Source organism: Roseibium sp. R5 (assembly GCF_055755305.1).
Genome location: NZ_CM146910.1, coordinates 4,160,321 through 4,173,353 on the forward strand (window position 1 = coordinate 4,160,321; position 13,033 = coordinate 4,173,353).

Annotated in this window: 15 protein-coding genes; 4 read left to right on the forward strand and 11 right to left on the reverse strand. The window is 57.3% G+C overall.

Features of this window, described 5'->3' with window-relative positions:
- Positions 1 to 2: 2 nt before the first annotated feature.
- Both AC0J4F_RS19350 and AC0J4F_RS19355 read left to right on the forward strand, forming a co-directional pair.
- Positions 3 to 731 carry an SDR family NAD(P)-dependent oxidoreductase gene (locus AC0J4F_RS19350; RefSeq protein WP_133950360.1) on the forward strand — a complete coding sequence of 243 codons (729 nt, stop codon included), beginning with the start codon at positions 3 to 5 and terminating at the stop codon, positions 729 to 731.
- A 165-nt stretch (positions 732 to 896) separates the two neighbouring features.
- Positions 897 to 1,268 carry a VOC family protein gene (locus AC0J4F_RS19355; protein ID WP_209173608.1) on the forward strand — a complete coding sequence of 124 codons (372 nt, stop codon included), beginning with the start codon at positions 897 to 899 and terminating at the stop codon, positions 1,266 to 1,268.
- A gap of 22 nt (positions 1,269 to 1,290) precedes the next feature.
- Here AC0J4F_RS19355 and AC0J4F_RS19360 read toward each other — a convergent pair whose 3' ends face one another.
- From AC0J4F_RS19360 to AC0J4F_RS19390, 7 genes are all read right to left on the reverse strand, one after another.
- Positions 1,291 to 2,091 carry an inositol monophosphatase family protein gene (locus AC0J4F_RS19360; protein ID WP_133950364.1) on the reverse strand — a complete coding sequence of 267 codons (801 nt, stop codon included), beginning with the start codon at positions 2,089 to 2,091 and terminating at the stop codon, positions 1,291 to 1,293.
- Positions 2,092 to 2,176: 85 nt separating this feature from the next.
- Entirely contained in the window at positions 2,177 to 3,604 is a 1,428-nt protein-coding gene (gene der / locus AC0J4F_RS19365; protein WP_133950366.1) for a ribosome biogenesis GTPase Der, read from the reverse strand.
- 160 nt (positions 3,605 to 3,764) lie between these two features.
- Positions 3,765 to 5,117 (reverse strand): outer membrane protein assembly factor BamB family protein, encoded by a 1,353-nt coding sequence (locus AC0J4F_RS19370; protein ID WP_209002445.1) that lies wholly within the window; start codon positions 5,115 to 5,117, stop codon positions 3,765 to 3,767.
- Positions 5,114 to 5,791 carry a tetratricopeptide repeat protein gene (locus tag AC0J4F_RS19375; protein ID WP_473024376.1) on the reverse strand — a complete coding sequence of 226 codons (678 nt, stop codon included), beginning with the start codon at positions 5,789 to 5,791 and terminating at the stop codon, positions 5,114 to 5,116. Before AC0J4F_RS19375 ends, AC0J4F_RS19370 begins: the two co-directional genes overlap by 4 nt.
- Before the next feature lie 208 nt (positions 5,792 to 5,999).
- Positions 6,000 to 6,575: an NnrU family protein gene (locus AC0J4F_RS19380; protein WP_473024377.1), complete on the reverse strand. Its 576-nt coding sequence runs from the start codon at positions 6,573 to 6,575 to the stop codon at positions 6,000 to 6,002.
- Positions 6,576 to 6,696: 121 nt separating this feature from the next.
- Complete coding sequence (locus AC0J4F_RS19385; RefSeq protein WP_473024378.1) at positions 6,697 to 7,830, reverse strand: Gfo/Idh/MocA family protein; 1,134 nt, start codon at positions 7,828 to 7,830, stop codon at positions 6,697 to 6,699.
- Positions 7,831 to 7,873: 43 nt separating this feature from the next.
- Entirely contained in the window at positions 7,874 to 8,047 is a 174-nt protein-coding gene (locus tag AC0J4F_RS19390; RefSeq protein ID WP_473024379.1) for a hypothetical protein, read from the reverse strand.
- A gap of 38 nt (positions 8,048 to 8,085) precedes the next feature.
- On the opposite strand from AC0J4F_RS19390, the gene AC0J4F_RS19395 reads away from it, so the two are divergent.
- The gene (locus AC0J4F_RS19395; protein ID WP_473024380.1) at positions 8,086 to 8,571 is read left to right on the forward strand and encodes a DUF3429 domain-containing protein; all 486 of its coding nucleotides are present in this window, start codon (positions 8,086 to 8,088) and stop codon (positions 8,569 to 8,571) included.
- Here AC0J4F_RS19395 and AC0J4F_RS19400 read toward each other — a convergent pair.
- From AC0J4F_RS19400 to AC0J4F_RS19410, 3 genes are read right to left on the reverse strand one after another with little or no spacing between them, the layout of a single operon-like run.
- Entirely contained in the window at positions 8,568 to 8,978 is a 411-nt protein-coding gene (locus tag AC0J4F_RS19400) for a Fur family transcriptional regulator (protein WP_306146869.1), read from the reverse strand. The two genes, AC0J4F_RS19395 and AC0J4F_RS19400, sit on opposite strands and share 4 nt — an antisense overlap.
- Positions 8,979 to 8,981: 3 nt before the next feature.
- Positions 8,982 to 9,806 (reverse strand): metal ABC transporter permease, encoded by an 825-nt coding sequence (locus AC0J4F_RS19405; RefSeq protein ID WP_473024381.1) that lies wholly within the window; start codon positions 9,804 to 9,806, stop codon positions 8,982 to 8,984.
- Positions 9,799 to 10,677 (reverse strand): ATP-binding cassette domain-containing protein, encoded by an 879-nt coding sequence (locus AC0J4F_RS19410; protein ID WP_473024382.1) that lies wholly within the window; start codon positions 10,675 to 10,677, stop codon positions 9,799 to 9,801. The genes AC0J4F_RS19405 and AC0J4F_RS19410 overlap by 8 nt, the downstream gene beginning before the upstream one ends.
- 160 nt (positions 10,678 to 10,837) lie before the next feature.
- Here AC0J4F_RS19410 and AC0J4F_RS19415 point away from each other — a divergent pair, with 160 nt between their 5' ends.
- On the forward strand, positions 10,838 to 12,223 hold the full coding sequence (locus AC0J4F_RS19415; RefSeq protein ID WP_473024383.1) for a mannose-1-phosphate guanylyltransferase/mannose-6-phosphate isomerase: 1,386 nt from the start codon (positions 10,838 to 10,840) through the stop codon (positions 12,221 to 12,223).
- A gap of 29 nt (positions 12,224 to 12,252) precedes the next feature.
- On the opposite strand, the gene AC0J4F_RS19420 is transcribed toward AC0J4F_RS19415, so the two are convergent.
- Positions 12,253 to 12,531 (reverse strand): hypothetical protein, encoded by a 279-nt coding sequence (locus AC0J4F_RS19420; RefSeq protein ID WP_473024384.1) that lies wholly within the window; start codon positions 12,529 to 12,531, stop codon positions 12,253 to 12,255.
- Positions 12,532 to 13,033 lie beyond the last annotated feature (502 nt).

Here is a 13,033-nt window from a genome sequence, read left to right on the forward strand (position 1 = left end):
ACATGACACAGGATTTTGAAGGCCGGGTCGCCCTGGTGACCGGTGCGTCGCGCGGTATTGGATATCAACTCGCCAAACAACTGGCAGCGCGCGGCGCGCATGTGATTGCGATCGCCCGCACCGTTGGTGGTCTCGAGGACCTCGATGACGAAATCCAGTCTGCAGGCGGCCAGGCAACACTTGTTCCTGTCGACCTCACGGACCATGATGCCCTGGATCGTCTTGGCGCCGCGATCTATGAGCGCTGGAAGAAACTCGATGTCTTTATCGGCAATGCCGGGATGCTGGGTATCCTGTCCCCGCTCGGCCATATCAGCCCGAAAGACTTCGAAAAGGTCATGTCGGTCAACGTAACCGCCAATTGGCGGTTGATCCGGTCTCTGGATCCTCTGCTACGCCAGTCGGACGCCGGCCGCGCTCTGTTCCTGACTTCCGTGCAGGCCAGCACCTGCCCGGCTTTCTGGGGGCTGCAATCTATCTCAAAGGCCGGTGTTGAGGCCATGGCCCGTACCTGGGCGAATGAAAGCCTCAAAACCAACATGAAGATCAACCTCGCCGACCCCGGCCCCGTCCGGACCGGACTTCGGGCCAAGGCGATGCCGGGCGAGCCGCCGGAAAACCTGCCGCACCCACGCGACATCGCGCCCGAGCTGGTCGAGCTCGTAAAGACCGATGTCCATGAGACCGGCAAACTCTACGACCGCGTCAGCCGCGAGTGGGTCAACTTTTAAAGCAAAGCGCGTTTAAACAGATTCAGGTTTCGATGCCACTCGGCTTTGGCTCGTATGCGAAACCTAAAGTAGCCTGAATTCAAATAAACACGACACGCTGTAAGTAGAAAGACGCCCTAAAGTTCGCTTAACTGATCCCTTGTTTTAAAACGGAGGACCACACCCATGCAGCTCGGAGCGTTTTCTATCAGCCTAACTGTCAAAGACCTTGCCAAGTCGAAGGCATTTTACGAAGGGCTTGGATTTTCCGACCTAGGCGGGTCCGGGTCCGACGGCTGGGTCATTTTGAAGAATGGCGAGACGGTCATTGGCTTGTTTCAGGACATGTTTGAGAAGAACATCCTGACGTTCAATCCCGGCTGGGACCAAGACGCGAAAAAACTCGACGCGTTTACAGATATCCGCTCGCTGCAGAAAACGCTGAAGGACAAGGGCTACAGTTTCGTCCAAGAAGTGGACGAGACAACAACCGGCCCCGGTAGTTTGATGCTGGTCGATCCGGACGGCAATCCCATCCTGATCGACCAGCATGTTTAACGGTCTCGCTAAGTAAACCCTCCTACTCCGCCGCTTGCAGCGGGGCGAAGGAGCTTTCGGCAATGTCGGTCAGCTCCGCAAAAACACCCGGTGCACCGGTCACCACACGGGTGCCATGATAGAGGGCATGGGCGACGTCCTGCTCCAGAACCTTTCCGCCGGCTTCTTGGATAAGCAGCATGCCGGCGAGGCAATCCCAGGCGTTCATGTGTGACTCGATATAGCCGATCAGGCGTCCAGCTCCAGTATACGCGAGCATCAGGCCGCCAGAGGCATTGCGGAAGAAAACCCCGCCCTTGGACACCAGCGCCCCGACTGCATTGACAGCATCGGTCACGGATGTGCGGCCATTGAAGCCGACGCCGACGGAGCCGACGGACACGCTTTCGCTATTCGATACCTTGATCGGCTTGCCGTTCAAAAAGGCACCGCCGCCAGCCAACGCTGAGAATGTCTCCCCGGCGACCGGATCGTGGATCACTCCGAGAAGGGTCTGGCCCTGCTGAACACATGCGATGATGACGCACCATTGCGGAATGCCGGTGACGAAGTTCGCCGTGCCGTCGATCGGATCAATCACCCAGGTGAACCCGCTCTCGCCTTCTTCCATGCCATGTTCTTCGCCCAGGATCCCGTCGTCCGGATAGGCTTCAGACAGCGCGTCGCGAATAAGTGTCTCAACGTTCTGGTCTGCTTCGCTCACAAGGTCCTGATGACCCTTTTGCGTGATCGTCAGGGTGTCGAGCTTTCTGAAATAATCCAGCGCGACAAGTCCGGCCTTTTGTGCAAGTGCTTCGGTAAAGGCAAGCCGATCGGATGACATGGAAGATCTCCTTGAAAATCAATTTATCTGAACAAAAGGGTCCCGGTAGACCACCGGGACCTGAGACAAGGCTGCGCAGCAGCTGCTATTGGATTTTGCGCTTTTTCTTCGGCGCATAGGGATTGTCGCCCTTGCGGTAAGACAACCGGATCGGCGTGCCCTGGATATCGAATTTCTCACGCAGGGAATTGATCAGATACCGGGTGTAGCTTTCCGGCAGCTGCTCCGGACGGGAACTGAACGCCACGAAGTGCGGCGGCCGGGTTTTGGGCTGCGTCATGTAGCGGATGCGAACGCGCCGGCCTGCAACGGCGGGCGGTGGATGCGACGTGGTTGCCCGCTCCAGCCACCGGTTCAGACCAGCTGTCGACACGCGTGCATTCCAGGCCTCATAGGCGGCAAAAACACCTTCAACCAACCGGTCTATGCCCTGCCCCTGAATACCGGACAAGGTGACAATCCGGACGCCGCGGATTTGATTGAAATACCGTTCATTGGCGTCCCGGATCTTCTTCCAGGCTTCTTCCCGGTCTTCGATCAAATCCCATTTGTTGACGGCAATCACCAAGGCCCGGCCTTCGCGGGCCACCAGATCAATGATCTGCAGATCCTGCTTTTCAAACGACATCGTCGCATCAAGGGTGACAACCACAACCTCGGCAAACTTGATGGCCCGCAGAGCATCGGCGACAGAAAGCTTTTCCAGCTTCTCCTGAACACGCGCTTTCTTGCGGATCCCGGCCGTATCGAACAGCTTGATGTGCCGGTCATGCCAAGTCCAGTCGACGGAGATGGAATCGCGCGTGATACCGGCCTCCGGACCGGTCAACATGCGATCTTCTCCCAGCATCCGGTTGATCAACGTGGACTTGCCGGCATTCGGGCGGCCAACGATGGCAACGCGCAGAGGCCGCTCTTTCGTGCCAACCGGATCTTCATCGTCGACAATCTCACCGTCCTCGTCGACATCGACGTTGGTGACGGCTTCCTCGCGCTTTGCGTCCTCTTCTTCGCTCACCCGGTCAACATGGGGCTTCAGAGCATCATAGAGATCAGCCAGGCCTTCGCCATGCTCGGCAGAGATCGCGATCGGCTCACCAAGCCCAAGCGAGAAGGATTCGTAGAGCCCACTCTCCCCAGCCCGGCCCTCGGCCTTGTTGGCCAGAAGAATTACGGGACGGGTGGTCTTGCGCGCAACATCTGCAAAGTGCGCATCGAGCGGTGTAACCCCGGCGCGCGCATCAATGACAAACAGCACGGCATCAGCGGTTTCAATCGCTTCTTCGGTCTGACGGCGCATACGGCCTTCCAGGGACGCCTTGTCGGCGTCTTCAAGACCCGCAGTATCTATGATCGTAAAGCGCAGGTCGCCAAGGCGGGCTTCGCCCGGACGGCGGTCACGGGTCACACCCGGCGTGTCATCGACCAACGCCAGGCGCTTACCGACAAGACGGTTGAACAATGTGGACTTGCCGACATTCGGCCGTCCAACGATGGCGACGGTAGCGCCCACGGCATTCACTCCTAAGAGGCGGATCAACCAAAGGATCCCGCCCTTGAACAAACTCAAAGCACCTCATCCTTGCCCGGCAGGCAACGATAAGGTGCTCAGATACTATAGCTTGACCAGTTTTGAAACGTTGAGGCTCAACTAGAGCCTCAGCGCCCAATGATCAGTTAAACGCGGCAACGCCATCCCGGCCGGTCAGGACAACCACCCGGCCACCGGCGGCAATCGGCGTCACGAAGACATCGGTGTTGGTGCGCTGTGTTGTCATGATATTGCCTGAGGCGGCATCGACCATGGCGATCTGGCCATCACTGGAAAAGGCGACAAGGGCGCCATTGGCCAGGATCGGGCCCGCCCAATTGCGGCGGCGCTTTTTCTTTTCCGGCTTCGGCAACTGTGTCGCCCACATGGTTTCACCGCTCGAGCGGTCAAGCGCGACCATGCGGTCGTCAAGATCCACCATGAACACCGCGTTTCCGGAGACGACCGGCGTATGAACGCTGCCAAGGTTTTGATCCCACTGACGCTGTCCGGTGCGCACATCAACAGCCACCGTGCGCCCGGCAACGCCGGTCGCGACAACAGTGTTGCCGGAAACAACCGGGCTTGCGGAAACATCTGCCAGACCGGACAGGGCCAGTGTCCGGAAGCCGCGGGAGACACCATCAATCCAATCCGGCTCACCGGACTTGATATTGATGGCCATGATTTCACCAGACGAGAACGGCACAATCACCCGGTTGCCAGAGATGGCAGGGTTTGCGGCAGACAGAACACCGGCTGTCTCTTCGATCCCGGCAAATGTCCAGGCTACAGAGCCGTCTTCCTTGGAAAACGCATAGACTTCGTTGGACTGGCTCACGACAAAAACGTGACCGCCACCGGCTGCCGGGGCACCACGCGCCGGAGTGTCCATCTCCGCGGTCCAGATGACCCGGCCGGAACCCGCTTCAAGGGCCGCCACTTGGCGGTAACCGGTCGCAGCATAAACAACGCCGCCGTCAACTACCACACCGCCGCCCGGACCAACGTCGCGTTCGCCTTCAGGGCGCAGGTTTTGCGTCCACTGGCGGCCACCGGCGGTGGACAGCGCGACGACTTCACCATTCGGCTTATAGACATAGATGCGGCTGCCGTCGCTTACCGGACGGGAGGATACCCGCAAGGCTGACGACGTCAGGCCGCGGCCGGAACTGCCCACATTGGCCTGCCAGGCACGGCTGCCGGAAACGGAGACGGCCACGTTGCCCGGATCGTTGGCCGGACCGCCGCCAGCACTCGTCCAGGTCTGACCGCCAGTCGCAGCGCCAATGCTCGCCGCCTTGCCAAGAGCTTGGGCAGCCGGGTCTACACCATCGAAAACAGCCTGCCGTTCGCCCGGCAAGATCTCTTCCTTGCTGAACGGATTGAGCGAGCTGCCGAACTCACTGACAGAGCCGCAACCGGCCAGAAAGACCGACAGTGCCAGCGTGCCAACCAATGGCCGGACAGATACGTTTTTGAAAAAACAGATCACTGTGCCGTGCCCTCTTCAGCCGGTGTCCCGGTCTGTCCCCGGATCAGTCCGCCCAGGAGTGTCACGCGCTGACGAATGTCTTGAGGCGTTTCGGCGTCATCTTCCAATGCCGTGATCCAGGTAAGCGCCGTCTCGGCATCGCCATTTTTCCAGGCGCTCAGAGCAAGCAGTTCACGAGCAGCTGCCCGGAAGGCATCTGTGTCGCCGGTCAGGCTCTCGATCCGGTCTGCAATCGCATCATATGGTTCGCCGTCAACTGCAATGTAGGCAGCGCGGAGAGCTGCCACATTCTGCAGAGCCGGTGCGAGGCTCGAATCCCTTGACAGAGCATCGAACTCTGCGAGGGCGGCGGCTGCGTCACCGGAATTTGCCTTGTCGGTTGCCTGGCGCATCTGTGCGAGCGCCGGATAGCCGCCAATGGAAGATCCAAGTTCGGTATAAAGCTGCGCCGCTTCCGAGTACTGACCAGCCTCCGACAAGCTGATGGCCTCAAGGAATGTGTCACCCGCTGACTGAGACTGTGTGTCTTGCCAGTAGAGCCAGCCCCGGTAACCACCGGTGCCAACCACGATCAAGACAGCGACCGCGATCACCCAAGACCCGAAACGGTCCCAGAGACGGCGGTACTTCTCATGGCGGATGTCCTCATCGACCTCACGAAAAATATCAGACATACGTGGCTAGTTCCTGAATTTACTCTGCTGCGCCGGTCCGGAAATCCGGATTGGCTCCCCATCAAGGGGCGCACATTATCCATTTGATCCGGCTCGGGCAATTCCCCGACCGGGCTTTAAACCGCCCTTCGTGGCGCAAGTGGGGCAACTGCCCGTTTTTCGTTGTTTTTGTCCCGACCCGGGTGCGATTTACACGCTTCCGCGTGCCTTATGCAACCGGCACCCCGATCAAAAGCACATGCAGCTTGAAGGCAAACAGGACATAGAGACCAAGACCGATAAGAATCACGAAGATGTCGGAGAACTTGCCGGGCTCTTTTGCCATCACCGCACCGCCGCCAAGGCCGCGCCGCTTCAGTGAGATACGGTCTGCCACCGCCCAGACCAGGAAGCTGCCGAACAACAGAACAGATGCCAGATCGCCATTGGTGAGAAGGTGAGAAAACGCCCACAATTTCACAGCAACCAGCATCGGGTGTTTCAGGGCCTTTTTGATCCGGCACGGAACATAGGCAGCCACAAGGAAGATAAAGACCGGAACCATGAACAACATGGTGACGTGACGCAACCAGAATGGCGGGTCATAAATGATCGCGGGGCCTGCGGCGCGGGCAGCACCATACCCATAAATGATCATGACAAATCCGATCGCAGAGACCAAAGCAAACAGGGCTTTGTAGCCAAGAACACCGAACTTTTCTTCCAATGCCGACCGCTTGTCAGCGAACATAGGCAGGCTGTGTATTCCCAAAAACAGAATCAATCCGGCAATCAGCAAAAGCATGCCCGCTCTCCCTCAAGGCATTGGCCACCACTTGGCGCATCAGCGCCTCTTCAAAGCCGGACAATAAGAGCGGCATCATAGGCCTGCAACCGGAATTGCCATTGTTTCATTGCGAATTTTGTCAGCGCAGCAGCGCTTTGGCTTGGTCCGGGCTGAGCGGCTCTGGCCGTGTGGGCATTTCGCTGATCTCTCCGTGCTGGCCGGTTGATGCTGCGGTCTGGATTGCTTCGATAACGTCAACAGTGTGGAGTGCACGCTCCATAGAACAACGAAAGTCCTGTCCGAGGCGCACCGCATAGGCCATGTCCGCCAAACCAGCAGACCGGTAGTTGGCCCGCTCGCGGCCCTGGATCTTGAAGTTAGCTAGGCCAAACGGATGGTTGTCCTGGTTCAGGACCTCCCGTGTTCCGTCCTTTAATACCCGAATAACGTCACCGCCAAAAAACACCGGATCCGGCAAAAAGAGCGTTCCCTCGGATCCATAAATTTCCATGGCGGAATGCGCATGGGCCTGGACGTCCCAACTTGCGGAAAACGCAACCAAAGGACCGCCCTTCAGAGACAATGCAGCGTGGATTGTTGTCGGTGTTTCCACGTCGAAGACTTCGCCCTTGCGTGGACCCTGGCCAATTGTTCGGGTTTTGCTGGGCGTGCTGGACATCGCCGACACTTGCTCGACCGGCCCGAGCAAATTGAGGACGCTGGAAACGAAATAAGGGCCGAAATCAGCCATTGGGCCAATGCCGGATTTGTAGAAGAGTTCCGGATTTGGATGCCAGGCTTCCATGCCGTGGTTCATCGCATGAAGCGTTGCGCCGGTGATCTCTCCAATCAGCCCCTCCGAAATGGCCTTTCGGGCCGTTTGCGGCGCCCCGCCCAAAAACGTGTCAGGCGCGCATCCAACAAAAAGCCCTAGCTTTTCTGCGTGTTGGCGAACAGCCGCCCCTTCTGCGGAGGTGCGCGCAAACGGCTTCTCCGAATAGACATGCTTGCCGTTGTTCAATATTTCCCGGCTCATCATGGCATGTGCATCGGGCGCCGACAGATTGACGATCACGGAAATGTCTTCTGCCTGGAAGAGGTCATGAACTGTTTCAGCGCGAATATCGAACTCATCTGCCCGGACCAGCGCAACTTCACGATTTAGATCCGCGCACGCACGCAATTGCAGGCCTTTGAATTTCGGGATGAGGTTAAAATAGATCCGCGAGGTCTTGCCGCATCCCAGGATTCCGATACCCAGCTCGTCTGACATGGCGGGGGTCTCCGGTGCTCTCTTTATCGTTTTCGCAATTCAATTAGACACCGAAGACGCGCTCCCCAACAAGGCGGGCAAAAACAACGAGGGTTCCGTCGTCTGTATCCGAAACACAGTCCAGAAGATCGTGGCTTTGATCGTTATTGCTCAGCCAAAGCAACCAATGCTCAATCGGCTTGAAACCGAGCCCCCCCTGATCTGGGAATCCTTTCACCACGTAAGCCAGAGGTACGCTTTTCCGGAGAAGACTTCATGGCAAACAGCGCCGAAGCAACGACCCGCGCAATCGTTTCACATGATGATGTGCCGCTGACTGTTTTTTTGCTCACAGCCGCAGGGTTTCTTCCCTTCGGAGCCCTGTCGTTCGGAGCCGTGTTTCTTCCGGCAGAGGCACAGGCCTGGATCTTGCCGGCCCAGCACGCCTACGCCGCCGTGATCCTGTCTTTTCTCGGCGGGATTTATTGGGGGTGGGAATTTGCCATGACGTTTGTGCAGTCGCGCCCGGTGTCGCCAGTGCGGCTGGTGATTGGCGTCTTGCCATCCATCTTTGGCTGGCTCGCATTGTTCTTGAGCGGGATGTGGACCGCGCTGGCGCTTACCGCCTGTTTCCTGGCATGGCTCGGATATGATCTCTGGCGAACGCAGTCGCATTCTGCACCGCGCTGGTATCCGAAACTGCGCATTCCGGTCACTGTTGCCGTGGTTGTCTCGCTGATTGCGCCGGTTCTAGCAGGTTAAACTTGTTGAGACGCTGAACAGACCTTGCAGAGCCCGCGCAGTTCGATGGTCGTGCGCGACAGTTTAAACTCCTGCTCCTTCGTCCACTTGAGCAAGTCTTCAATCGCGCGATCCGGAGAAAACTCCTGAACGTTGCCGCACGTCTCGCAGATCGCAAACGCTGCGGTCTTGTGATCTGCACAGCCTTTGTGGCGGCAGGCAACAAAGGCGTTCAGGCTTTCAAGGCGATGCACCAGACCGTAGTCGACCAGCTTGTCCAACGCCCGGTAGACCTGAAGCGGCGCGCGAAACCCCTTCTCACGCAAATCGTCGAGAAGGGCATAGGCCGTCAACGGACCGCTGGCGTCGGAAAGTTTACCGAACACCAGCGCCTGGTTTTTTGTCAGATCCGGATGGGCATGCGCCATGTCCTAAATCCCTTCCCGGTTTTCAGCGGTCAGTTTCTGAATCAACCTTCGAACCGGAAAAAGGCTGAACACAAAAACTAGCATGGCAGCGACCACAATCGACGGTCCTGACGGGGTATCGTAATAAAGCGAACCATTGAGCCCTGCAACCACAGCGACCACGCCGGCGAATGCTGCAATGACGGCCATTTGTTCCGGTGACCTTGCCCACCTGCGGGCCGCGGCTGCGGGCACAATCAGCAGCGCCGTAATCAAGAGCGCGCCAATGATCTTCAATGAAATCGCAATGACAATTGCCGTCAATAGCATGAAGACCAATTCCGCCCGGTCCGGGCGCAATCCTTCAGCCCCGGCAAGATCAGAACTGACGGTTGCCGCAAAAAGATGACGCCAGATCAGCAGCAGTCCGCCCAGAACAATTGCACCGCCGCCATAGATCATCGCGATGTCCGTCCGCGTGACCGAGAGTATGTCGCCAAACAGAAGCCCCAACAGATCCACTCGAACCCAGGTCATGAAAGCCAGGCAGACAAGGCCGATCGCGAGCGCAGAATGGGATAACAAGCCCAACAACGCGTCAGACGGCAGGGTGTCTCCGTGACGAAGTGCCAAAAGGAGCAGTGCGAGCACAATGGATACCGCCCCGACAGATAGCGTGATGTTGACATCCAGCAACAAGGCCAGCGCCACGCCAAGCAGTGCTGCATGGGAAAGGGTGTCGCCAAAATAAGCCATGCGGCGCCAAACCACAAAACACCCCAAGGGGCCAGCGACCAAGGCCACGCCAATGCCTGCGATCAACGCCCGTGTGAAAAAATCATCAAGCATCGGTCACACTGCCTGCAACCCGTTTATGAAGGGCTGTTTCGTCCGAAGGCTGGCCCCCAGATATCCCATCAGCCTCATGCGTGTGGTCATGCTCTCCAGGGCAATGGTCGCAGACTGTGCCGTCTGAATGGCGGACGCGGCCATCGGGGAGATGAACATGATCATGATGGTGCTCATAGACCGCCAACGCACCACCGGCCCGGGTGCCGAACAACTGCTGGTAATTCTCGTCGCTACTGACATCGGACGGAGTGCCCCGGCAGCACACATGACCATTCAGGCACACCACTTGATCCGCCGCCGCCATGACCACGTGCAGGTCGTGTGAAATCATCAAGATGCCGCATCCGACCGTATTCCGAATTTCAGAAATCAGGCTGTAAATCGCAATCTCACCGGCATAGTCGACGCCTTGTACCGGTTCATCCAGAACAAGGAGATCCGGCGACCGCGCGATAGCGCGCGCCAACATCACTCTTTGAAGCTCGCCGCCAGACAGCGTGCGCATTTCCTCGCCGACCAATCGTGCCGCACCGGTGCGCTCAAGCGCGGCCATGCATTCAGCATCGGACAATGGGTTGGTGAGCCGCATGAACCTTTTAACATTCAGTGGCAGCGTCCAGTCTATCGACAGTTTCTGCGGAACATACCCAACAGAGAGACCGTTGCGCCGAACAGCAGAGCCTTCTGTTGGCTTATGGATCCCCAACGCCATTTTCGCCGTCGTCGACTTTCCGGAACCGTTCGGACCTATGAGGGTGACGATTTCACCGGGTGAAACGGTCAAATCGACACCGCGCACAAGCCAGCTTCCGCTCTTTTGGATCCCGGCCCGGGTCAACTGCACCAGATTGTCGGCTGCTTCGCTCATTCAACTCGCCTTTTGGGGATTCTTTGCCCCAGAGTGTTATATTATTACGTAAGTACTGTTTCATGTCTCCGGTTGCAAGCTTGTGCTGCGCTGTTAACACTTCCCTGCAAACTATCCGCTTACAAACAAGCATTTGAATTTCACATCAGGAATCGGCTCGATGATTTATCCCTGCATTTTGTCTGGTGGTATTGGATCCCGCCTTTGGCCCCTGTCCCGCAAAGACCGCCCAAAGCAGTTTTTGCCGATATTCGGCGGCGAGAGCCTGTTCCAAAAAACCTGCAAGCGAGTCTCCGGCGAAGGATTTTCCAACCCGATCGTAATCGGCGGCGACAGCCATCGCTTCTTGATGGGCGAACAGCTTGCCGAGATCGACACTGCAGCCACAACGATCCTGCTGGAGCCGGTGGGCCGGAACACCGCCCCACCTGCCCTCATGGCCGCGTTGCTGGCGTATGAAGAGGATCCGAATGCCTTGATCCTGCTTCTTCCGTCAGACCACCTGATCGGCAAGGAAGATGTGTTTATGACGGCAGTTCACCACGCGCGGGACGCTGCTCTGTCGGGCAAAATCGTCACATTCGGCATCACGCCGACAGAGCCCAACACAGGCTACGGGTACATCAAACTTGAGCCCGGCAGCGACCCGGTTCGCGGCGTGGCAGCTTTTGTTGAAAAGCCGGACCTGGAGCGGGCAAAAGCCTTCTTGGCCGATGGTGCCCATGTCTGGAATGCCGGGATTTTTCTCTATTCAGCGAAGACAATGATTGAGGCCTTCAAGACTTACCAGCCGGGCCTGTCAGAAGCGATTACCGCGCTGATGGCCACCCGCCATGGCGATCTGGATTTCACCCGCCTCGATGAGGACGGCTTTGCAGCGCTTGAAAACATTTCAATCGACTATGCGATCATGGAGAAGGCAGACAACGTTGTTTGTGCGCCGATGGCTCCGGACTGGGATGATCTCGGTTCCTGGTCCGCGATCTGGGGTGTGCTTGATAAGGACGGCAGCGGAAACTCGGCGATCGGTGATGCCCGATTCCTCGACTGCAAGGAATGCCTTGCCTATGCCGACCAAAGGCTGGTTTCCGTCATCGGCCTGGAAGATGTCATGGTGATTGCGACCACAGACAGTGTGCTGGTTGCCCACAAGGACAAGGCGCAGGATGTAAAGAAGGTGGTCGAACAGCTGGAAGCGGAGGGCCGCAGCGAAACCGAGCGGCATCCGCGGACCTACCGGCCATGGGGCTACACAGAGCGGATCAACGCAGGCGACCGGTTTGCCGTTCAGTCCATGATGATCAAACCTGGAAAGCGCCTCAGCCTCCAGAGCCACTTGCACCGCGCCGAGCATTGGGTCGTCGTCTCCGGGACGCTGGAGATCACCATCAATGGTCAGGTGAGCCTCCTGACGGAAAACCAGTCCGCATATGTCCCGCTCGGAGCGCAGCATACTCTGCATAATCCCGGCCGCATTCCTGTCCGAATGATCGAGGTGCAATCCGGAACCTATCTTCAGGAAGACGATATCGTTCGTCATTCCTGAAGGAGCGGCGATCCTCCAACCAATGGGTGTTAGAGGTCTTTCAGCTTGGCACTGACTTCGCGAAGCGTAAGCTTGTCTGCGGACGGCGGCGCGACTGAATGGCTGCCGAGCCCTGTGATACGTTCCGCCGCATTCTTCAGGTTGTGGTCCACGCGCTCCAGAACCATGCTCGGCATGCGCAGAGCTGCTGTGTAGACAACGATCGCCTCATTCACAGACGCCTCAAAGTTGATACTGGCAACCGCCACATGGACCGTTTCAGCCATCTGAGCGAGCTCTTCAGCATCCTCAACCATTGGCTTTATCATGGTCACAGTCTGATCAGGATTAAGACCGACCCAAACCGCACCAGCAATAAAAATGAACGTAAAAACAAGGATATGAAAATTTCTCAGGAAATATCCCACCACAACCCCCACGGTAGGTTAACAACTCATTAACACGTGATTGTTGGTAATTGTGGGAGCAATAAAACGCAAGATGGCCACCTGTTTGCGCGCCGGTATTTTCCCTGTGATGGTTAACGGCCGGGCGATCCCGAACACAAACAAAGACGCAATCTAGAGGCGAGCTCTCACCTCAATTTACCGATCGATAAAGTTTTACAGGAAGAATTACCGTAGTTTTACGGAGTGTTCCCTTACAACGCGGCAGAAGTTCAAGGAGATACACATGTTTGACAGGAGCGGCGAAATGAGACTTTCGTCACTGGGTTTGCTGCTCATTTTGGCAGCATGTGTCATGACGCTGTTTATTCAGCCAAGCCCGCAATATCAGGTCGACCCGCAGACTGTCGGCGCTTTTTTTGGC